This window comes from Siminovitchia terrae (assembly GCF_003605405.2).
Classification (GTDB): Bacteria; Bacillota; Bacilli; order Bacillales; family Bacillaceae_C; genus Siminovitchia; species Siminovitchia terrae.
Genome location: NZ_QYTW02000025.1, coordinates 39,290 through 59,543 on the forward strand (window position 1 = coordinate 39,290; position 20,254 = coordinate 59,543).

A 20,254-nucleotide genomic window follows, 5' to 3' on the forward strand; every position below is an offset into this window, starting at 1 on the left:
TGTTCCGTAATACGGGAAACTTGCTCAACCATTAGTGACCACTTTTCGTGATTCACCGCAAATACGGTCACTGATAAAGCTGCTGCTTCGGTAACTTATGTTTAAAGTCACTGCTATCAATATAAAAAGCTGCCCAGAAAATCTCTTTACTGATGACTTTCTGGACAGCATTCTTTTTTAAGAGTAAAGAAAGTATAAAATTTTTATCGTTTTCATTTCAAAAATCAGATTTCCATGTCTAGCTCCGATGTACAGGACGTACAAGTGCAAGCTAAGCGGCAGGACGTCGCGATTTCAGCCTGCATTCTTCGCCGTGTTGTCTGGCTGTGAGTGCCATCGGCTCGAGGTCATAAGCCAATCGCTGAAGAAGGCAAACTACGCCTTCTTCAGCACTCGTCTTATGCTTGGTCGCCGATAAGCGGGCACTCTCGCACTTCGTTTTCCTTTATCTCAATTGAAGGATCGTCGACCAAAATCGCCACTTCCTGTGGCAACGTCGACGCACCAACATCCTGTTGGCGCAGTTTGTACGTTGCTAAACGGGCCTTCCGCTTTTCTTATTTCAATGTGGTCTCGTCTTCTACTACATCATCTTCTTGCCCTTTGGAAGCCCGAACTTCCTCGGTCAATGCATCGATGCTTCCACGCACATTTCCTTTTCCGGATAGATTCTCTAAAAGCTCTTTTACATCAATTCCCGAAGAAGCTTTCAAAGATTCCTGCATGGTTGCCATCAAGTTCGTCGCATAGCCGGTTACCTTATTGGCTCCACCTTCTCCATGACCCCCAGTGTCAACAACGGTAATTTTATCGATGTTTCCAAGAGGTGCGGCCACTTGCTTCGCGTATTCAGGAAGCATCTTCAAAACCATATCCAACACAGCTGCCTGGCCGAATTGCTCGAACGCTTCCGCCACTTTGCGTTTGGCTTCGGCCTCGGCAACCCCTTTTAGGCGAATAACTTCCGCTTCGGTCTCCCCTTGTGCACGTTCTGCATCGGCTTTCGCCACACCATCCAGGCGAATTCGTTCTGCTTCCGCTTTCGCAGTCGCTTCCACACGGTACTGATGTGCATCCGCTTCGGCCATCTGTTTCGCTTTTTCCGCACTTGCCGCTTGCTCAACAGAATAGCGGTCTGCATCGGCTTTCTTTTTCACTTCTGAATCATACTGACGCTCACGACGGAGAATCTCTTTTTCTTCCAATTCAATCTGCTTTTGACGCTCAATAATTTTAATTTGCATCTCGTGCTCGGTTACTTCCTGTTTCGCACGAGCGGTTTCAAGGTCATAAGCTTGGTCCGCGTTCGCCCGCGCAATATCTTGCTCGCGTCGGTATTCCGCCATCTTCAATTGATTCACTTTCTCTGCCTCAGCAATTTCCGTTGCCCGTTCAAGCTCCGCCTTTTTCGCTTCTTTGGCAGCTTCCGCCCGTTTTATACGGGTTTCTTTTTCAGCATCTGCCGTCGCAATATCCGCATCGCGCTTAACCTGTGCGATTCGCGGCTTACCAAGTGAATCCAAATAACCGTTTTTATCGCGGACTTCCTTGATAGTAAATGAAACAATAATAAGTCCCATTTTAGCTAAGTCCTGTGAAGCAACACGCTGTACCTCTTGAGAAAACTTATCCCGGTTTTTATAAATTTCTTCGACCGTCATGGAACCAAGAATGGAACGAAGATGTCCTTCCAACACTTCCTTCGCTTCGTTTTCTCTTTCATCTTTTGTTTTGCCCAAAAACTGTTCCGCAGCCGTAGCAATTTCCCCGATGGAGCCGCCAATTTTAATAATGGCTGTTCCGTCCGCCATCACTGGAACACCTTGTTCCGTATATACTTCAGGTGTAGTTACTTCAAGCTTGCTCGACAGTAAACTGAGAGGCTGTGCCTGCTGAAAAACCGGAAGTACGAAGGCACCCCCGCCCCGGATGATTTTAATTTTATTGCCGGACTCATCTACATGGACGTTTTTTCCGCCGAGGTAACTCCCCGTCACGATCAACGCTTCGTCAGGCCCAGCCGTACGGTATTTAGTAATAAATACAGCGATTAAAGCAATGAGAATAAAAGCAACAACTATTAAAACAATGGCTACACCAATAGGCATCAACCGATTCCTCCTCGTCAAGTAAAATTCTTTTTGTATGGCATTACATGCAGTACCCCATCTTTCACTTCGATCACCAGCACTTCAGATCCTTCTGGAATCTCCATATCTTCAAAACTGGCTGCCGGCTTGGAAATCATTCCACTGTAGCTTTCAATCACCACTTCCCCGAAACCTTTTTCGGGAATGGAGATGATGACCTTTCCAATTCTTCCTTCGAGAGATTTCTCCGTATAGCTCAATGACTGCTCCGCTGAAGACATGGGAACAAGTACAAAGACATTGAGAATGATATCCAGCAGGAACGCCGTAATTGCGGCAATTCCCATGATGAGAAAACTATTCAGGGAAGTGAGCAGTTCAAGAATATATCCGCCCGCAGAGAAAAAAGTAATAAAGGCCAATATAAGAATCGGACTTAGAAACGCGGTCGCTTCCCCCAGTCCCTCAAGGACATCCCCAAAGAACAGGTATAGAATCGTTAAACTGCCAGAGACGATCAACAAGATCAAATAAATGGTTTCAATTGGCATACCAAACAGAGTCATGGCCATCCACCCTTTTTCATAATAATTAAGTAATCACTATCAGCTATCCCGCCTTTTCTCTTTTTATATCGCGATGGTAATTATACGTTTGAATATGCATTAAGTTTCATATTTTTGTAAAAAATTATGCTGAAACATCTTCTGAAATTGACTGTTTGATCACTTTTCTTCTCCCTATTTTTACAAGAAGAAAAACGAGAGGCGTGTCCAAAATAGCTACGATGAACTTAAAGGAATACTGAGATCAAATGCGCCTCGGCGTATTTGTGCCCAGATTTTATCGAACTTCGCTCAATAAATTTCCTCTGAAAATCTGTGGCATCCACCGGAGTTTTTAACTTAATTCAGCCAGGGTTTGAACCCCCACTGAATGGAATGCCAATATTCATTCATCTCACCACTTACACATGGGAGACTTCTGCTGAATGAAGTTAAATATAGAAGCATACGTAACTCCCCTACCGGTTATCCACTTTTTCCGGATAGAGATCGTGATTCATCATACGATATTCCGCCATCTGTTCATATTTCGTTCCCGGCTTACCGTAATTGGAGTATGGATCAATGGACAAACCACCTCTTGGTGTAAATTTGCCCCAAACCTCGATATACCTGGGATAAAGAAGCTTAATCAAATCATTCATAATCTTATTGACACAGTCTTCGTGAAAATCGCCGTGGTTGCGAAAGCTGAACAGGTAGAGCTTAAGCGACTTGCTTTCAACGATTTTTTTGTCAGGAATATAGCTGATGTAGATCGTCGCAAAGTCCGGTTGTTTTGTCTGTGGACAAAGGGACGTAAATTCTGGACAGTTGAATTTGATAAAATAATCCCTGTCCGAATGCAAATTATCGATAGATTCCAAAACTCCGGGCGAATATTCGAATAAATATTCCGTATTCTGGTTCCCTAACAGCGATAAATCCTTCAGTGTATCTTCATTTCTTCCAGTCATTAAAAAAACCTCCCAAATTTCACCTGGTTGTGGGGAGGTTCAAAACGCCTGGCATAAAAAAAGCCATATCGCGCGGATATGGCAGTCTCATATAAGCCATAGTTTTTTATAGAGGGTTAAACGCTATGAACCTCTCCCCTTCCGGGTATTTATAATTATTTCCACCAACAATCATACTTGAGGACAGGAACATGCGTCAACTATTGCTTTCGAAGGCTATAAGAAAGACATTATTCACCGGATGAGTATGTATTACACACCATCAGATTTTTCAATAAAATACCCCTTCATGTGTGCTTTAATTACTGCGATTATTTTCATTGTTTATCTATAGATAACTTGGTTGCAGTCGCTGGGAAAGAGGGCACGAACAAATTGATGTGCGTCTAGCTGTTTTTTCTACACGATCTTCGATAAAATAAAAAAGTGCAAGGTGATTTTTTATGAGGCAGCTGACTTTAATCACATCATGTAGCTTTGCACCGAAGGAAACGTACGCTCCTTGAATAGGCAGGGGCATAATCATCTTGGTCATTAAATTTTACGCTTTTTGTCCCTTAAAAAAAGTTGCTGTGGAGGAATTCGTTGGCTAAAATACACCTATGCTATATTTCCCGACAGGCAGATGAAAAAGGAGGAATCTGACAATGTCCTTGTTAAAAGAAATCCTTGATTATAATAAAACGTTCATTGACGAAAAAATGTATGAAGCTTATGCAACAACAAAATTTCCCGACAAGAAGCTTGTCATTCTCACTTGCATGGATACCCGTTTGGTTGAGCTTCTACATAAAGCAATGAATATGAAAAACGGCGATGTCAAAGTGGTTAAAAATGCCGGAGCCATTCTTACACATCCGTTCGGAAGTATCATGCGCAGTCTGCTGATTGCCGTATATGAATTGAAGGCTGATGAAGTGTATGTTATCGGACATCACGATTGCGGGATGAGTGCAATCGAAAGCGGACAAGTCCTTGAAAAAATGCAGGAACGCGGAATCACCAAAGAAACCTTGGATATCATTAAAAATTCTGGAATTGATTTGGATGAATGGCTGACCGGCTTCGACAGCGTCGAAGAAAGTGTCGAGCACAGCGTCAACATGATCCGTAACCATCCGCTTATGGCAGATCAGGTTCCAGTTCATGGCCTGGTTATCGATCCGAGAACTGGAAAACTTGACCTTGTCGTAAATGGCTATGAAACGCAACCTGCGAAGTAAAAATTGATAATCGTTTTTGTGGAACGTTTATACGTGAGTTGGAACGTTTATACGTGAGTTGGAACGTTTATACGTGAGTTGGAACGTTTATACGTGAGTTGGAACGTTTATACGTGAGTTGGAACGTTTATACGTGAGTTGGAACGTTTATACGTGAGTTGGAACGTTTATACGTGAGTTGGAACGTTTATACGTGAGTTGGAACGTTTATACGTGAGTTGGAACGTTTATACGTGAGTTGGAACGTTTATACGTGAGTTGGAACGTTTATACGTGAGTTGGAACGTTTATACGTGAGTTGGAACGATCCCGGACAGCTTTGCTGTCCGGGATCGTTCCTTTTATTTTGTAGTCGCCCGCCTTCTGGAAAAATGATAATCATAGCAGGTCAAATAAAGGTCTTTGAGTTCCCGCAGAGTCGGTACTTTTGGATTATTGGCGGGGCTGCCGCTTTCAATAGCATCCCTTGCCATTTTTTCCACTGACAAGGTGAATTCTTTTTCATCAAGCCCCCAACCTTTCAGATTAGGAATCTCTAAGTCAGTGCAAAGCTCCTTTACGGAGTCTACCGCAATGTTCGCGGCCTCCTCGTTTGTTACATTCCGATCAGGCATAAAAATTCTTCCCAAATCTGCCAGCCTTTCTACACATGAATCCTTGCTAAATTCCAGTATTGCCGGTAGAAGCATAGCATTGGAAAACCCATGCGGAACATGGAACAACGCTCCGATTGGCCTTGACATCCCATGAACAAGACAAACAGAAGCATTGGAAAAAGCCATACCAGCTTGTAAAGATCCCAGTGCCATTTTCTCTCTTGCCTCCATGTTGCTCCCGTCTTTATAAGCATCCCGGATATGATTGGCAATCAGTTTCATGGCGGAGAGGGCAAGCATGTCTGTCATCGGGTGAGATTTTTTTGATAAAAATGCCTCAATCGCATGGCTTAATGCGTCTATCCCAGTCGCCGCCGTCACATGCTTCGGTGAAGATTTACTCAGTTCGGGATCAACGATAGCGGCATTCGGCATAAAGGCTTTCTGCTTTATCATCATTTTAACTTGGCTGGAGGTATTTGTTATCACCGTTACATCAGTTGCTTCGGAACCTGTTCCGGCTGTTGTCGGGATGGCGATATGCGGAAGCGGGGGCTGTTTAGCCTCTCTTTTCCCCCCCACAAATTCGTCAATATTTCCTCCATTCGATGCAAGAACGGAAACAGCTTTTGCCGTGTCGATACAGCTTCCTCCACCCAAAGAAATAATCAAGTCACAGCCGTTTTCTGTAACCATTTTTAAAGCTTCTAACACGTACTGATCAGTCGGCTCCGTTTCAACTCCAAGGTAAACAGCGCTTTTCACCTGGCAATCATCCAAAAAGCCCATGCACTGATTCACATTCCCCAATTTCTCCATCACTTTGTCAGAGATGATCAAGGCATTCTTTCCCCTTTGAGCGGCTTTGTCTCCAACCTTTTTAAAAGAATCAGGTCCATATGTAATCGACGGCGGTGTTCTTAACTCTGCAAATTTGTTCATTATTTTTCCTCTCCTTTTTAACCATATAAATTGCAAGAACTATACCAACACCTTACCCTCAATAAATGTCATACTTTTTTATTTTTTGATAGAGAGTCGTACGATGAATCCCCAACATTTCAGCTGCTTTTGTTTTATTGCCTCCTGTATGAGTAAGCGCTTTTATGATTGATTCTTTTTCCATCTGTTCTCCCATACTTTTTGCCTTTTCGAGCAAGGACACATTTTTTACATCGGTCACTTCTTCCGCTTGCTCCCATTGCATTTCTTTGATTGAGTGCAGCAAGTGAACCAGATGAATCTCCTGGCTGTCGACTAGCGTTACTATTTGTTCTATCGTATTAATCAGTTCCCTTATATTCCCTTTCCATGGATAACTCATTAGGGCCGATACTGCGTCAGGATTGAACGACTTCATCGGCATATGATACTTATTACACACTTCTTTTAAATAGTAGGATAATAGTATAGGTATATCCTGCCTTCCCCTTCCCAAATTGGAATTCGATGGACGACCATATCTTGTCCTTGTATATTTTGTATCACACCGCGTTCTGGAATAGCCGTTTTGACAGTAACGTGAAGGTTCGTATTATCAATTACTTCAGTTACATGGCGGCCAATTGCCTCTTCTCGCGAAATACCCGTGAATCTGCTGTATGCCTCATTGAATTCAATAAGGATTCCAAATTCATCCACAACAGCGATCCCCTCATAAGCGCTTTCGAGTACACTACTTAAAATTTCAATGGCATTTCTCTTTTTTTGAACAATGGACATGGACTTTGTATAGAAATTCATCATTTCTTTCGGCGTTATGATCCCCAAAATTTTATTAGACTGATCAACTACTGGTAAACATTCCGCCTGCATTTTCACAATATCTGTCATCTGATCTGTTGGCCTGACAGAGTCATAAAGATAAACTGGTATATCTTCTATAAGGGATGAACCTGTTGAATCCTTTAAAAGATTTGACAATATCGTACGGAAACTCAACAATCCAACAAGCTGATCGTTTTCATCCACAACCGGCATAACATCCAGCTCTGTTTGCTCCATGATTTTTGCGGCTTCCCATACGGTCTGAGTCGAACAGATACATAATGGTGCAGTGTTCATCCATCTCTCCACTTGAAAAAAATCGTTAGATGATATTTTTTCCTTTCGAATTGTCATTTCACTGTAGACCATTTCTACCCCCACAATGTTCATTTGTTGTATATATATCACTACAATTTTTCTACATATCTGAAGTGTAGCGACTACAAGTCGGATTTCCAAGAGACTTTAAGCTTAATTTGAAAACATGCACAAATTAGATTTTTCTTTCTCTTATAACAGACTCATTTGTTTGGCTCGGTTCTTGCAATATAAATGATTAATCATTCCCATTAAAGGAGGAAATAGCATGTTTGATTATTTTGTCCCGACTGTCAATTTTTTTGGAAGAGGATCTGTAAATGTAACAGGAGAACGCTGCGAAATTTTAGGTGGAAAAAAAGTTTTAATCGTAACTGATTCCTTTCTGAGAAACCTTCCTGATGGTCCGGTTGAAAAAGTAGTCAATTCTTTAAAAGAAAAAGGAATTGAAACCGTCTTTTATGACGGCGTTGAACCAAATCCAAAGGATACCAATGTTTACGACGGACTAAAAATTTTTCAAGTTAAAAATTGCGATATGATCGTTACGGTTGGGGGCGGAAGCGCCCATGACTGCGGCAAAGGAATAGGCATTGCTGCAACACATAGCGGAGATTTATATGAAGACTATGCTGGGATAGAAAGGTTGTCCAATCCTCTCCCTCCACTTGTTTGCGTTAACACGACCGCGGGAACAGCAAGTGAAGTCACACGGCATTGTGTCATCACCAACACAGACAAGAAAATCAAATATGTCATTGTCAGCTGGCGTAACACACCGCTTGTATCAATTAATGATCCCGAGCTTATGGTTGGAAAGCCTCCAGCATTAACTGCTGCAACCGGGATGGATGCTTTGACACATGCCGTTGAGTCTTACCTCTCACTAGGAGCCAACCCTGTAACTGACGCAGCGGCAATCCAAGCCATTAAGCTGATTTCAGAAAACCTGCGGCAAGCAGTCGCATATGGACATAATATCGAAGCAAGAGAAAATATGGCCTACGCATCTTTACTGGCCGGCATGGCTTTTAATAACGCAGGTCTCGGTTATGTACATGCCATGGCCCACCAGCTCGGAGGACTGTATGACATGCCTCACGGAGTAGCAAATGCCATTTTGCTTCCGCATGTAGAAAGATTTAACATCATCTCTAATCCGCAGAAATTTGCAGATATAGCGAAGTTTATGGGTGAAAATATAGAAGGTTTATCGATTCGGGATGCTGCCGATAAAGCCATAGCTGCCATTGAAAAACTGTCACGTGACGTCAAAATCCCAACAAACTTGAAAGAGCTAGGCGTTAAAGAAGAGGACTTCGAATATATGGCAGAAATGGCACTTCAGGATGGGAATGCCATCAGCAACCCTATCCAAGGTAAAAAAGAGGACATCATTGAAATTTTCCAAGCAGCTTTTGATTCCTCCTCAAACTAATAAGTGCCTGCTTATCGACGTACAGACTGTAGTGCTTCGAAAACAAAGTGCGGAGAGTGCCTGCTTATCGGGCGCAAAGCTAGACGAGTGCTGTTTGCCTTCAACAGCGCTTGGCTTAATCCTCACGCCGACGGACTCGGCCGCTTCAAGCCGCCACGTCCTGTTGCTTCGCCGGCACTAGCACTTCCTGTGCGTCGGCTGGCTCAAACAGCGACGTCCTGTCGCTTCGCCGGCACTAGCACTTCCTGTGCGTCGGCTGGCTCAAACAGCGACGTCCTGTCGCTTCGCCGGCACTAGCACTTCCTGTGCGTCGGAGCCGATGTTGACTTACCGGAGGTAAGCAACTTACTGGATTACTCGTGAGAAGCTTCTTTGAGTAAGCTTCGTGCAGCTTTGCGACGAGGTGAGGTTAACATCTTCGAATACGCTGCGCCGCAGGAGCACATTGTCGCGAAGTCCGCTAGTCGATAGGAGCTTTTGAGCTGGACAACGAAAAATGTTAAACATAAAAAAACTTACACTTTCTTATCTTATAGGGAAAAATGCAGAGGTTCTTCTATGACTTCTGCGTTTCCCTGTATCATAGCCGTACTTCTTGACGTACGTCAGCTACTTCCCTGCAAAAACAGACCAACCTGGAACGTCTTTCGCTTGCCCTTTCCCCATCGTTCTTACCCTCCACCAACAAAATCTACTTCAAAATACATAACATCATTCACCCCTTGAACTTTATTAAAGATCGGCCGACCCCTGTCAATAACAGATTGAAAAAAGGATTGGACAATCATTCTGTTTAAAAAGACGATTTTATAAAACACATGAAGAGAGAAAATTCTATAAATAACCCAAACCAATTTTTATACTTTTAAAGAATAAGGATTTATATTATAATAAAATATGTGCTTTTTGCGATAAGTAATGTGGCTCCGTAGCTCAGAGGATAGAGCGTCGGTTTCCTAAACCGTGCGTCACAGGTTCGATTCCTGTCGGGGCCGTTCCTACAAAGTCAGTGACAGCAAGGGTTTCAGCGTATTCGCTCCCTTGCTGTTTTTGTTTAAAATAGCAAAGTGGTCACGGATTTGGCACCTTAGGTGTCCTAAAGTGTAAACTAATATAAAAGAATAGGAACGTAAATTAACATTAAGGAGGGTTCTTATGGTTGCTTCATCACAAAAAGATCAGCAAGGACTAATAGATGCAGGTAAAGTTATTTCTGAAATACGCGATGAAATGATTTCCAGTACAAAGCCGGGAGTCACAACAAAGGAACTTGATGAAATTGCAGAACGGATGTTTAAGAAATACGGAGCGGAGTCAGCACCATTAAAAACATTTAATTTTCCAGGCTATACCTGTATCTCTGTAAACGAAGAAGTGGCTCATGGGATCCCTGGCAAACGAGAAATCAAGGATGGCGACATTGTCAATATAGATGTATCTGGTTCCTATAAAGGCTACTATGTAGATACTGGACGTTCCTTTCTTGTTGGTGAGGGGAGTTCCGAAATTTCGAAACTCTTAGATGTGACAGAACATGTATTTAATGAAGGATTAAAGCAGTTTAAGGCTGGAGCAAAAATGAATATGGTTGGTCGTTCGGTATATCGCACGGCAAAGCAGTTTGGATATAAAGTAATAAAAAACTTAACAGGTCATGGGGTAGGATCCTCACTTCGTGACGCTCCAGACCACATATTTAGCTATTATTTACCATGGGATAATGAATTATTTAAAAATGGAATGGTTATCGCTTACGAGCCTTTTGTATCTACAATAGATGAAGAAGTTTATGAAAAGGAAGATGGATGGACTTTAGTAACTAAAAAAGGTGGTTATGTTGCTCAAATAGAACATACCCTTATTATTACAAAAGATAGTCCTATCATCGTAACGTAATACTTTCTTTAGCCATGTATCTCAGCGGATGATTTTCATTCAACAAATGGCCTTTTGAGATGAATTGAGTTTAACTACCTTTACGATCAATTTTGCGGAGTAGTTCTCCTACAAGCCATTTGAGTGTTATCAGCATCACCTCAAACCTGAAATGTAACGACCTGTTAAAGCAATGCCTGCTCAAATGATTCCAACAGAAATTTGCATTCTTCTCCTCATACAAAACATTCTACACCCTGTCTTGAAGATCATGAATGCGTTTGGCGGTTACAGATTGCAAACAACACTTGATAGGGCTGCTATACATATAAGCTTATCTATAAGAGAATTCCCTCCGATCTACCTAGGGTATTTCTCTTTCAATCATCTACCTACCATTCAAAGTCTTCACGTATACGCCTTTTTCGAATTCACGCTCACATTCTCTTTCGCGCTCACGTCTTTCTTCGCAACATTTACAAATGAATCTCCTTCTTCGTCTTTCTCTTTCTCCACCGACAAAAATCATCTTCAAATAAAAACATGCTATTAGCGTCCCTCTACCTCTATTAAGGCAGGCCTTGATATTAACATATTGAAAAAGTCGAATTTATTACAAAGACAGTCTGAGAAAATCAAACATTTCCAGTAACACTTTTTAGAAGCTGCCCTAGCAGCAAACTTGTTCATCAAATGCGCCTTGGCGTATTTGCGCCCAGATTTTATCGAGCTCCGCTCGATAAATTTCCTTTGAAAATCTTTGGCATCCGCCGGAGGCTTTAACTTTATTCAAGCGGGGTTTGCCCCCCCACTGAATGGAATACCAATATGCATTCATCTCACCACTTACAGATGTGGGAGACTTCTGCTGAATGATGTTAAAATTTTAATACATAAATATGATGGATGCTCAACGTGAAAACCCCCTTGGATCAAAAGAGATCCAAGGGGTTTCCTATACCTTGCGGCAAATAGAAGGCTTTATCATTATTGACCTTGAAAGTTTATTTAATCTTTTTCCTAATTTGTAACATCCCTTCCTTTCCATCGAACTATTCGACAAAAAGAAGATTTTTCAGTCATTATTGAAACAGCCCCCCACTCAAGGTGATTTCAGCCGAATTTTTAATTGACTAATATGTACGTTTCTAATCATTATGAACTCCAAAAGCCTTTCATATCTATCAACCAACTCCGCTAAAGCCATGTAATTAACAGTTAGCGTTTCATTTCCATAGAACTCTATTCCTTCATCTTCAATAGTAAAATCTTCATTTCCTTCAATATCCCCATGATAATTCGACAATCTCTCATGTTCTTCTACAAGCTTGTTCAAGGCTTTATAATTAACCTTGACTACACCCCTATTATTCACTTCACTCATATCTTTTTTAATAACCTGAAGAAAATTCATCTTATTTGTTGGCAATTTTGCTCCCCTAACTATATTTTATACCAAAAAGGACTATTTACCCACTGCAATTTATCGCCTTTATTGAACAATAATTGACAGATTGGCAGAAATCATTTGAATTTTCTTAGTAGCTGAATTCCATTATGCAATAATCAGTTAGCCCTTTGTACAGCTTGGCCTATCAGCGAGATCACTCCCGTACAGGAAATCAAATGCGCCTTGGCGTATTTGCGCCCAGATTTTATCGAGCTCCGCTCGATAAATTTCCTCTGAAAATCTGTGGCATCTGCCGAAGGCTTTAACTTTATTCAGCCGGGGTTTGACCCCCCATTGAATGGAATACCAATATGCATTCATCTCACCACTTACAGAAGTGGGAGACTTCTGCTGAATGAAGTTAAATCTTCAAGAGTTTACACTCTAGATTTATGCTTTGTTACATGAAAGCTGACTGATTTTCCACCAAGACCAAGGGTCGCTATCTCTTACTTGGTGTCATCATTGTGCCGTCTCTTTCCATCAGGACGCGGGCTGTGATAAAACTCACTATCCGCTGCTATAACCAAAAAGGTCTAGGTCTATTCATATCTCTTTCACAATTGGAAGAGCCGTTCTCAACTGTTTCAGTAACTTCCTTTTCATAAATCAAAAACCTATTCGAAAAAAATGGCGGATTGGAATCATAATCTAGTCACATACTAAAAATTATCATCGGAGAAGGACTCCCTCTCATGAAAAAATATTTTTTTGTTATATTTCCACTTTTATTCAATTCCTTTTTTGGCTATCAAGACGTTCATGCAGCAACCAAAAGTCGCCATGAATATGAAAAAAACGGACATGTCATTTGGGAAGCAAAAACCAACGTAAAAGCGACCTTCTTTGTCATGGGAGCTCATGCCCAAAAATACCCACATCTTGTTCATAGACAATTCCTGGAAGGACATGAAATTGCAAACCACACATTCAATCACGTTTATGGCGGACAAAAGAATTTGAAAGAAGAATTAGATCGGACAGCAAATACTATTTTTCATATCACAGGAAATAAGCCTACCCTCTTTCGGCCGGTCGGGGGAAATTATAATGATTTTGTCATTGAAACAGCCATAGACAATGAATACCTCGTGGTCTTATGGTCTTGGCACCAAGATACATATGACTGGAAAAGACCAAGTGTCAATCGGATCGTAATAAAGTCACTTCAAACTTAAAACCGGGAGACATTATTTTACTTCATGATGCTGGCGGTAATCGAAGCCAGACAGTTGAAGCCCTTGACAAAATTTTAGATTATCTGCAAAAAAACGGGTATGAGACGGTTACTTTATCTGAGTTATTATATCGTTCCATTTCACTACTGCCCCATGACATACTTCCTATTCCTTGAACCTCTCCTGACTAAAGTCACGAGATTCTTGGGAAGAGAGCATACTTGTTGGCGTATAACCCCGTCCTGCTTTAGGACGGGGTTAAAATTAGTTATTTTTAATTTTTGATGTAAAAAATTTTGTCGCACTTAAAGATATAACAACAAAGTAGTTTAAATTTTAGCGTTATTCCATAATAGCGCCCTTTTCTTGAATAACGAACATATCTTATATAGCTGAAAGTCGTTTAGGCTCCGGCCAGTCACTAAAATCACTTGGTTCAAGGGGATATCAAGAACAGAGACGTATTCATAAAAAATGAAACTCGCCGATTCGCGAATTCTTATTAGATGTTTCATGAGGAACAGTTGAATTTCTGTATTCAGGGAGATAGGCTATTATTCTTATAGAATAATAGTTCCTTTTTTATAATATTCGTCCATTATTTCTTTCGGAACCATACTGCCACCGGTTGCCCACATGAGATGCACAGCATTTTTCATTGTATCTTTTAAGTCATGATTTTGTACATATTCTTTCCCTTGCTTTGTAGTCAATAACTTTACTGGACCTATTACCCCAGCCAATGCGGAAGGCTCAAGGCGAATATTTTCTGTATCGGCCAATGCGCTTAATAGTTTAAATAATTCTTGATCGCTGACCGTATAGCTTCCACTTAATAAAGGCTCAATGGTTTGACCAACGAATCCTGATGGCCTTCCAACGGCAAGGCCATCAGCTGTTGTGATGTTGTCAATTCCAAAATCATGGACCGAAACTTTATCATGAAGCCCTGTTACAAGTCCGAGCAACATACACGGAGAATGTGTAGGCTCTGCAAAGAAGCAATGTACTCGATCTTGATACATTAATTTTAAACCAAAAGCAACTCCCCCGGGTCCGCCTCCTACACCGCATGGAAGATAAACAAATAGCGGATGGCTTTCATCTACTGTTATATTTAATTCTTCTAACTGCTTTTTTAACCGAAAGGCTGCCACTGCATAGCCTAAAAACAAATCACAAGAGTTCTCGTCATCAATGAAGTAGCAATTCGGATCACCATCAGCCTGTTTGCGTCCCTCATCGACCGATTTGCTGTAATCTTCCTTATATTCAATCACCGTTACTCCTTTGTTTCTAAGGAGATCTTTCTTCCATTTCTTTGCATCCGCAGACATGTGGACCGTTACTTTAAAACCTAATTTGGCACTCGCAATGCCTATACTTAACCCTAAATTGCCTGTAGATCCGACGGCAATGGAGTGATCGGAAAAGAAGTTTCTGAATTTCTGACTATCAAGAATCGAATAGTCATCCTCTACTGATAATAAACCATGTTGAATCGCCAATGTCTCTGCATGTTTTAACACTTCGTAAATGCCGCCGCGCGCTTTAATGGAACCTGATATCGGAAGATGGCTGTCACACTTTAGCAAAAATCCCCCTTTTAATGGATGTTCATACATCTGTGATAATTTTTGACGCATCGCCGGAATAGAGACTATTGGAGATTCAATAATCCCGCTATGCTCCCTTGTTTCTGGAAAAACCTTTGCGATGTAAGGAGCAAAACGCTTCAGCCTTTTCTCAGCATCTTTTACATCATTCTCATTAAGCGGAAGTTTCTTTGCTCCTGTTTGAAATGGTTCCTTTTTCGGATTCGTCCAAAAAACTTCCTTTACAGATGCAAGATCGCTTATTATAGGATATTCTTTAATCCAATCTTGAATGGTTTTCATCTCTCTTCTCCTCCAATTGGGGTCTTAATGTCCTGAAGTTATTTTAATACCCACATCCCCTGCAATAATACACATAATCCATATCGTTGATCTTAAAACTTTTAGGTACATTAAAGAAGATCATGCCGGCAATAAGAAGAAACAACCATTCCATTAAATCAACTCCTAACCCTTTACCTATCATTCATTTCCTTTCATGTTTTAGGTTCCGCTGGGCTTATTTTTAGTCCAATGATCGCTGTGATCATTGGACTAAAAATACTTTCCATAGATTAATAGTTTCTCCCCCAAAAAAGCATCTCGGCTACGACTGTTCCCACCGTCCCTAATCCAGTAAAAATGGCGTAGCTAAGATAGATCAATGCCATATACTTGTTCTCTCCTTCCGACATGGACGCCTATTTTGCAGCAGCGAAGCTCTCCATATATCGATTGATTGCGTAAGCAACCCCATTCTCAACGTTCGTATGGGTTGTCATTATACAAGCCGCTTTGATCTTATCCTTCGCATTTCCCATCGCCACACTGTATTGGACTTTTTCGAACATGGATAAATCGTTGTTGCTGTCTCCGATGGCCATCGCCTGGTCTAAGGTGCCATTCAGCATGAATGCCAATTTTTCAAGGGCCATTCCTTTTGTCGCTCTTTTATTCGTAATTTCAATGTTATGATCGGCAGATGAAACAACCATTAACTCTTCATTTGTCTTAAATTGGTTCCATGCTTCCTCTAATTTCATTTTGTCAAAAGTACATGCCAAAATATTATTGAATTCTTCCGCTTGACTTAGAATATCATGGTAGCTATCAACCAATACATACCCAAACTGATCAAATTGCCTTTCCGCTTCTGTGGCTAATTGTGCCTTATCCAAACCAGCGCTTTTCAAACTTTGTATCTCATTATAGAATTGCTGCCTTCCTTTTTTTAGAGCATAAATTGCTTGATCCGTGAACACCTCGTAATAATAATTCCGTTCATCCAGCCATTGAAGAATCGATTTGGCACAATCTTTCGCTAGAGTAATAGAAGAAAGGCATTCCCCATTTTTCGCATGAATGGTTGCTCCATTCGTCCCGATGACAAACGGAGAAATCCCAGCTTTTTCACAAATTGTTTGAACATCAAAATATGCCCGACCTGTTGAAATGACTACTTCAAAACCTTTATCTTGAGCCGATTGAATCGCCTTTATGTTTTCTTCGCTAATTTCGTTGTGGTCGTTCAATAATGTTCCATCTAAATCTATTGCAATAAAACTCATAAAATATGACTCCTTTTCCTAAAGGGAGGACATGAATTATGCTTGAATCCAATTCATCTTCCCTAATTTTGGATGACCCTTCCAAATCTCTGGAAATGGCTGTTCGCAGACAACCACATCGATTTTTTCCAAAGGAGCAACTTTACAAAAAGTATCAACTCCAATTTTGGTGGAATCCGTTAGTAATATCACTTGCTTAGATACTTCAACCATTTTGCGTGAAACCAATGTTTCATGTAAATGATAATTACTAACTCCATTTTGAATAGAAAAACCGCCAGCTGAAATGAAAGCTTTTTTGATATTAAATTGATTCAGCATTTGTTCAGTAAGACTTCCGGAAATCGATTGGTGCTTTGGATCAATTTGCCCGCCAAGCAATAAAACTTGACCTGTGAACATATTTTGATTGAGTGATTCCGTCAACACGGATGATACAGGAAGAGAATTGGTGATAATTGTAATTTCCTTTTTCTTTTCAATCTGCTTCGCCAATTCAAGCATGGTTGTTCCCACATCAATGGCAAGCACATCTCCGTCAGAAATGAGTTCTACAGCTTTTTTGCCAACCTTCACTTTCGCTTCTTGATTCACAGTAGTACGTTGGACAAAAGGGGGTTCATCAGATTGATAAACAGCACGAATCGCTCCACCGTAAACCCTTTTCAATAATCCTTTTTCCTCTAGGATCATCAAATCGCGCCGAATCGTTTCTTCAGAAACCTGAAATTGGTCAACTAATTTCCCGACCTTTACTTTTCCAGTTTTCTTCAGTTCTTTTAATATTTCATTTTTCCTTTCTTCAGGCAAAATGGACATATCTTATCCTCCAAGAAAAATCATTTAAAGAATCAGGCATTCTTTCTTTGGTAAAATAATTTGAATGTGCGTTCCTTGGTCAAACATGGCCCCTCGGTGGTTTAGATCATCCACATGGAAAGAAGACCCCTCTGATTCGACTTCATATCGTAATACATTTCCTGTCATGGAGACATCTTTAATCATTCCTTTAAGTCGCCAATTCTCTTGTAAATCCAGGCTCTCTTCACCATTAGGGAGCAGTTTTAACACTTCAGGCCGAAAGGCAACCTCATCCCCTTTTAATTCCGTGCTGCGAACGAGTTTGCGGAACGTTTCCATTTTAAAGACATTATAATTTCCAATGAAATTGGCAACAAATGTATTGACAGGAGATGTATAAATTTCCGTTGGAGAACCGGATTGTACAACATGTCCTTTATTCATCACAAAAATCCGATCAGACATTGTCATTGCTTCTTCCTGATCATGTGTAACAAAAATGGTAGTAATGTTTAATTCCTTTTGAATCCTCTTTAATTCTTTTTGCAAGCTTTTTCTGATTTTAGCATCCAATGCGCTTAACGGTTCATCTAAAAGCAGTACTTTTGGCTCCATAACAAGCGCACGAGCCAAAGCAACCCGCTGCTGCTGTCCACCCGATAATTGGTGAGGATAAGATTCCTCTTTTCCTGCTAAGTCAACCATCTCAACCATCTTTGCCACTTTTGATTTTATATTTTTAACCTTTTTCATTTTAAGGCCGTATCCGATATTATCAAAAACGTTCATATTTGGGAAAAGAGCATATGACTGAAACACCATACCAACTTCACGCTGGCGCGGAGATAAGTTTGTAATGTCTTTTCCATCAATTAAAATCCTTCCTGCATCTACATCTTCAAGGCCAGCAATCGAACGCAGCAATGTGCTTTTTCCACACCCGCTTTGCCCAAGCAAAGTAGCAAATTCCCCTTTGCTTAAGGAAATAGAAATATCGTTTAAAACAACTTGATGATCATACTTCTTAATCACTTGATCGATAGTTACATAGCTCATGAGTTTTCACCTTCTAATGCAATTTTTTTATCACGGCTTTGTTTTCTTAATAATGAAAGAACGCGATTCTTTTTTGGCACGTCGGGATTTTTTTCGTTTTTAAAAGTAAGTTTTAATACAGTCCCCGTTAAAAGCAAAATCACGGAATAGTACGTAATCACAATGGCACTTGTTAAGTGGCCGCTGCTGTTCAGTTTATCTGCAAGATAGATTTGCAAGGTCTCAAATCTGCCTCCAACAAGCAAATTAGCCAAAGCAAATTCACTAAACAATAAGGCGACTGATAATAAAGTAGACACTAAAATACCAGAGGTAATATTTGGAAACACCACTGTACGGAACGCCTGAAACTTTGTGGCACCAAGTAATTCGGCGGCATCAACAAGCTGTACAGCATTAACCGTTCTAAGGCTGTTGCGAATTCCTTGATACATAAATGGCAGAATCGTTATGAAATAGGCGCCAATTAAAATCCAAGGTGTTCCGGCTATTGGTACCGGGCTTTCTGAGTATAATTTGATTAATCCTACCGCTCCAACAATGGGAGGTATTCCATAAGGAAGCATCGCTGCTGTCTGAAGCAATCGATCCCATTTACTGAAATATACGGTGATGATAAAGATTGTTGGAATCATAATTAAAATACTAAGACCTACTGTCATCACGATTAAAAACAGCGTTCGCTGAAAAGCAGCAAAAAACCGTTCATCTTGAAATAATTCAATATACCATTTCATTGTATAACTCTCAGGTAAAATGGTATGATCCCATTTACCAGAGATGGAGAACAAGAATGTTCCTATAAGCGGAATTAATAAGTAGATGACCAAAAGGCCAACGACTACTTTATGAAAAGGCAATGAAAATTTCATCGTAAATCCCTCCTAATGCGGCGCATCATCCGTTCATTGAACCACAACGCCCCTATCATTGTCACTGCTAATAAAACTCCCATCGCACTGCCTAGCTGCGGCTTTAATGCTACATCACTTGCAACCAAGGAAGCGATTTGCAACGACAACAAGTTATAGTTGCTTCCGACCAATGCATAGGCTGTAGCATATGCTCCCATCGCATTAGCAAACATAATACTGAATGTACCAACAATACTAGGTAACAGAACAGGAATCCCGATCCGAAGCCAAAATGAAAAGGTTGACCCTCCTAATAAGGAAGAAGCTTCTTTCCATTGTTTTTTAATTCCTTGATAAGATGGGTAGATAAGCATCACAGCAAGCGGAATTTGAAAATAAATATACACAAGAATAAGGCCAGTCCAGGAATATAAATTAAAGTCCGCAAACACATCCCAACCCAATTTAGAAAAAAGTAATGTAAACAATCCATTGTTTCCAAGCAAAATAATGTATGAAAAGGAAAGGGGTATTCCCTCAAAATTCGAAGTCATATTCGTAATCATGAGCAGCCGATTTTGTATTTTTTGTGAGAACTTTGTCATTGAGTATGCTGCAATGACTGCTACAATCACAGAAGTTACAGCAGAAATCAAGGAAATAACAAGGCTATTTTGAATGGCTTGCAAGTAAAATTTACTTTTAAATATTGTTATATATTGATTAATCGTCACTTGAATTCCATCGTCTGCGTAAAAACTATTTTTAATCATTGCCACTAATGGTCCTATTTCAAATCCAATCACAAATATAATAAATGGTAGTAAAAGAGCTAATAAGTACATTTTTTGTTTTTTTATTTTTCGCAAAACCTCTCGCTCCTCCATGTTCTCTATCAATCTAGGAATTGGTTTAACCGTTCG

At 40.6% G+C, this 20,254-nt stretch carries 19 protein-coding genes and 1 tRNA gene; 5 read left to right on the top strand and 15 right to left on the bottom strand.

Features of this window, described 5'->3' with window-relative positions:
* Positions 1-557: 557 nt before the first annotated feature.
* From D5F11_RS19695 to queF, 3 genes are all read right to left on the bottom strand, one after another.
* Complete coding sequence (locus D5F11_RS19695; RefSeq protein WP_120117752.1) at positions 558-2,108, bottom strand: flotillin lipid rafts scaffold protein FloT; 1,551 nt, start codon at positions 2,106-2,108, stop codon at positions 558-560.
* A gap of 17 nt (positions 2,109-2,125) precedes the next feature.
* Entirely contained in the window at positions 2,126-2,656 is a 531-nt protein-coding gene (locus tag D5F11_RS19700) for an NfeD family protein (protein WP_120117751.1), read from the bottom strand.
* Between the two features lie 458 nt (positions 2,657-3,114).
* Positions 3,115-3,612, bottom strand: coding sequence for a preQ(1) synthase (gene queF, locus D5F11_RS19705; RefSeq protein ID WP_120117750.1), 498 nt, complete (start codon positions 3,610-3,612; stop codon positions 3,115-3,117).
* 647 nt (positions 3,613-4,259) lie between these two features.
* Here queF and D5F11_RS19710 point away from each other — a divergent pair.
* Positions 4,260-4,835, top strand: a complete 576-nt coding sequence (locus D5F11_RS19710) for a beta-class carbonic anhydrase (RefSeq protein WP_120117749.1) — start codon at positions 4,260-4,262, stop codon at positions 4,833-4,835.
* A 341-nt stretch (positions 4,836-5,176) separates the two neighbouring features.
* Here the strand turns inward: D5F11_RS19710 and D5F11_RS19715 are convergent, their stop codons facing one another.
* The 3 genes from D5F11_RS19715 to D5F11_RS19720 are packed head-to-tail and all read right to left on the bottom strand — an operon-like array spanning position 5,177 to position 7,567.
* Positions 5,177-6,373 (bottom strand): iron-containing alcohol dehydrogenase, encoded by a 1,197-nt coding sequence (locus D5F11_RS19715; RefSeq protein ID WP_120117748.1) that lies wholly within the window; start codon positions 6,371-6,373, stop codon positions 5,177-5,179.
* A gap of 58 nt (positions 6,374-6,431) precedes the next feature.
* Positions 6,432-6,797, bottom strand: a complete 366-nt coding sequence (locus D5F11_RS27550) for a helix-turn-helix domain-containing protein (RefSeq protein ID WP_484385944.1) — start codon at positions 6,795-6,797, stop codon at positions 6,432-6,434.
* Positions 6,798-6,820: 23 nt separating this feature from the next.
* Positions 6,821-7,567: a CBS domain-containing protein gene (locus D5F11_RS19720; RefSeq protein ID WP_245998263.1), complete on the bottom strand. Its 747-nt coding sequence runs from the start codon at positions 7,565-7,567 to the stop codon at positions 6,821-6,823.
* 217 nt (positions 7,568-7,784) lie between these two features.
* Here D5F11_RS19720 and D5F11_RS19725 point away from each other — a divergent pair, with 217 nt between their 5' ends.
* From D5F11_RS19725 to map, 3 genes are all read left to right on the top strand, one after another.
* On the top strand, positions 7,785-8,954 hold the full coding sequence (locus D5F11_RS19725; RefSeq protein ID WP_120117747.1) for an iron-containing alcohol dehydrogenase: 1,170 nt from the start codon (positions 7,785-7,787) through the stop codon (positions 8,952-8,954).
* Between the two features lie 922 nt (positions 8,955-9,876).
* A tRNA-Arg gene (locus D5F11_RS19730) sits at positions 9,877-9,949 on the top strand.
* A gap of 160 nt (positions 9,950-10,109) precedes the next feature.
* The gene (map, locus tag D5F11_RS19735; RefSeq protein WP_120117746.1) at positions 10,110-10,850 is read left to right on the top strand and encodes a type I methionyl aminopeptidase; all 741 of its coding nucleotides are present in this window, start codon (positions 10,110-10,112) and stop codon (positions 10,848-10,850) included.
* 649 nt (positions 10,851-11,499) lie between these two features.
* Here map and D5F11_RS26755 read toward each other — a convergent pair.
* The 3 genes from D5F11_RS26755 to D5F11_RS19745 all read right to left on the bottom strand — a co-directional run bounded on the left by D5F11_RS26755 (position 11,500) and on the right by D5F11_RS19745 (position 12,600).
* A complete protein-coding gene (locus D5F11_RS26755; RefSeq protein ID WP_185830800.1) occupies positions 11,500-11,667 on the bottom strand; it encodes a hypothetical protein in 168 nt (55 codons plus the stop codon).
* 264 nt (positions 11,668-11,931) lie between these two features.
* Positions 11,932-12,258, bottom strand: coding sequence for a hypothetical protein (locus tag D5F11_RS19740; RefSeq protein WP_120117745.1), 327 nt, complete (start codon positions 12,256-12,258; stop codon positions 11,932-11,934).
* Positions 12,259-12,399: 141 nt separating this feature from the next.
* On the bottom strand, positions 12,400-12,600 hold the full coding sequence (locus D5F11_RS19745; RefSeq protein WP_120117744.1) for a hypothetical protein: 201 nt from the start codon (positions 12,598-12,600) through the stop codon (positions 12,400-12,402).
* A 374-nt stretch (positions 12,601-12,974) separates the two neighbouring features.
* Between D5F11_RS19745 and D5F11_RS19750 the strand changes: the two genes are divergently transcribed.
* Positions 12,975-13,457, top strand: coding sequence for a polysaccharide deacetylase family protein (locus D5F11_RS19750; RefSeq protein WP_245998265.1), 483 nt, complete (start codon positions 12,975-12,977; stop codon positions 13,455-13,457).
* A 560-nt stretch (positions 13,458-14,017) separates the two neighbouring features.
* On the opposite strand, the gene dsdA is transcribed toward D5F11_RS19750, so the two are convergent.
* The 6 genes from dsdA to D5F11_RS19780 all read right to left on the bottom strand — a co-directional run bounded on the left by dsdA (position 14,018) and on the right by D5F11_RS19780 (position 20,200).
* Positions 14,018-15,355 (bottom strand): D-serine ammonia-lyase, encoded by a 1,338-nt coding sequence (dsdA, locus tag D5F11_RS19755; RefSeq protein WP_120117743.1) that lies wholly within the window; start codon positions 15,353-15,355, stop codon positions 14,018-14,020.
* A gap of 398 nt (positions 15,356-15,753) precedes the next feature.
* Positions 15,754-16,620, bottom strand: a complete 867-nt coding sequence (locus D5F11_RS19760) for a Cof-type HAD-IIB family hydrolase (protein WP_120117742.1) — start codon at positions 16,618-16,620, stop codon at positions 15,754-15,756.
* Between the two features lie 36 nt (positions 16,621-16,656).
* On the bottom strand, positions 16,657-17,439 hold the full coding sequence (locus D5F11_RS19765; protein WP_120117741.1) for a DeoR/GlpR family DNA-binding transcription regulator: 783 nt from the start codon (positions 17,437-17,439) through the stop codon (positions 16,657-16,659).
* A gap of 24 nt (positions 17,440-17,463) precedes the next feature.
* The gene (locus D5F11_RS19770; RefSeq protein ID WP_120117740.1) at positions 17,464-18,477 is read right to left on the bottom strand and encodes an ABC transporter ATP-binding protein; all 1,014 of its coding nucleotides are present in this window, start codon (positions 18,475-18,477) and stop codon (positions 17,464-17,466) included.
* On the bottom strand, positions 18,474-19,349 hold the full coding sequence (locus D5F11_RS19775; protein WP_245998268.1) for an ABC transporter permease: 876 nt from the start codon (positions 19,347-19,349) through the stop codon (positions 18,474-18,476). Before D5F11_RS19775 ends, D5F11_RS19770 begins: the two co-directional genes overlap by 4 nt.
* Positions 19,346-20,200, bottom strand: a complete 855-nt coding sequence (locus D5F11_RS19780) for an ABC transporter permease (protein ID WP_120117739.1) — start codon at positions 20,198-20,200, stop codon at positions 19,346-19,348. The genes D5F11_RS19775 and D5F11_RS19780 overlap by 4 nt, the downstream gene beginning before the upstream one ends.
* Between the last annotated feature and the right edge of the window lie 54 nt (positions 20,201-20,254).

Bases quoted from the DNA above. Each gene is read 5' to 3' on its own strand.
- D5F11_RS19750 (WP_245998265.1), top strand. From the start codon at position 12,975: ATGAAAAAATATTTTTTTGTTATATTTCCACTTTTATTCAATTCCTTT.
- D5F11_RS26755 (WP_185830800.1), bottom strand. From the start codon at position 11,667: ATGAATGCATATTGGTATTCCATTCAGTGGGGGGGCAAACCCCGCTTG.
- D5F11_RS19765 (WP_120117741.1), bottom strand. From the start codon at position 17,439: ATGTCCATTTTGCCTGAAGAAAGGAAAAATGAAATATTAAAAGAACTG.
- D5F11_RS19745 (WP_120117744.1), bottom strand. From the start codon at position 12,600: ATGAATGCATATTGGTATTCCATTCAATGGGGGGTCAAACCCCGGCTG.
- D5F11_RS19710 (WP_120117749.1), top strand. From the start codon at position 4,260: ATGTCCTTGTTAAAAGAAATCCTTGATTATAATAAAACGTTCATTGAC.
- map (WP_120117746.1), top strand. From the start codon at position 10,110: ATGGTTGCTTCATCACAAAAAGATCAGCAAGGACTAATAGATGCAGGT.
- D5F11_RS27550 (WP_484385944.1), bottom strand. From the start codon at position 6,797: ATGCCGATGAAGTCGTTCAATCCTGACGCAGTATCGGCCCTAATGAGT.
- D5F11_RS19695 (WP_120117752.1), bottom strand. From the start codon at position 2,108: ATGCCTATTGGTGTAGCCATTGTTTTAATAGTTGTTGCTTTTATTCTC.
- dsdA (WP_120117743.1), bottom strand. From the start codon at position 15,355: ATGAAAACCATTCAAGATTGGATTAAAGAATATCCTATAATAAGCGAT.
- D5F11_RS19775 (WP_245998268.1), bottom strand. From the start codon at position 19,349: ATGAAATTTTCATTGCCTTTTCATAAAGTAGTCGTTGGCCTTTTGGTC.
- D5F11_RS19715 (WP_120117748.1), bottom strand. From the start codon at position 6,373: ATGAACAAATTTGCAGAGTTAAGAACACCGCCGTCGATTACATATGGA.
- D5F11_RS19700 (WP_120117751.1), bottom strand. From the start codon at position 2,656: ATGACTCTGTTTGGTATGCCAATTGAAACCATTTATTTGATCTTGTTG.
- D5F11_RS19720 (WP_245998263.1), bottom strand. From the start codon at position 7,567: ATGGTCTACAGTGAAATGACAATTCGAAAGGAAAAAATATCATCTAAC.
- D5F11_RS19760 (WP_120117742.1), bottom strand. From the start codon at position 16,620: ATGAGTTTTATTGCAATAGATTTAGATGGAACATTATTGAACGACCAC.
- D5F11_RS19725 (WP_120117747.1), top strand. From the start codon at position 7,785: ATGTTTGATTATTTTGTCCCGACTGTCAATTTTTTTGGAAGAGGATCT.
- queF (WP_120117750.1), bottom strand. From the start codon at position 3,612: ATGACTGGAAGAAATGAAGATACACTGAAGGATTTATCGCTGTTAGGG.
- D5F11_RS19770 (WP_120117740.1), bottom strand. From the start codon at position 18,477: ATGAGCTATGTAACTATCGATCAAGTGATTAAGAAGTATGATCATCAA.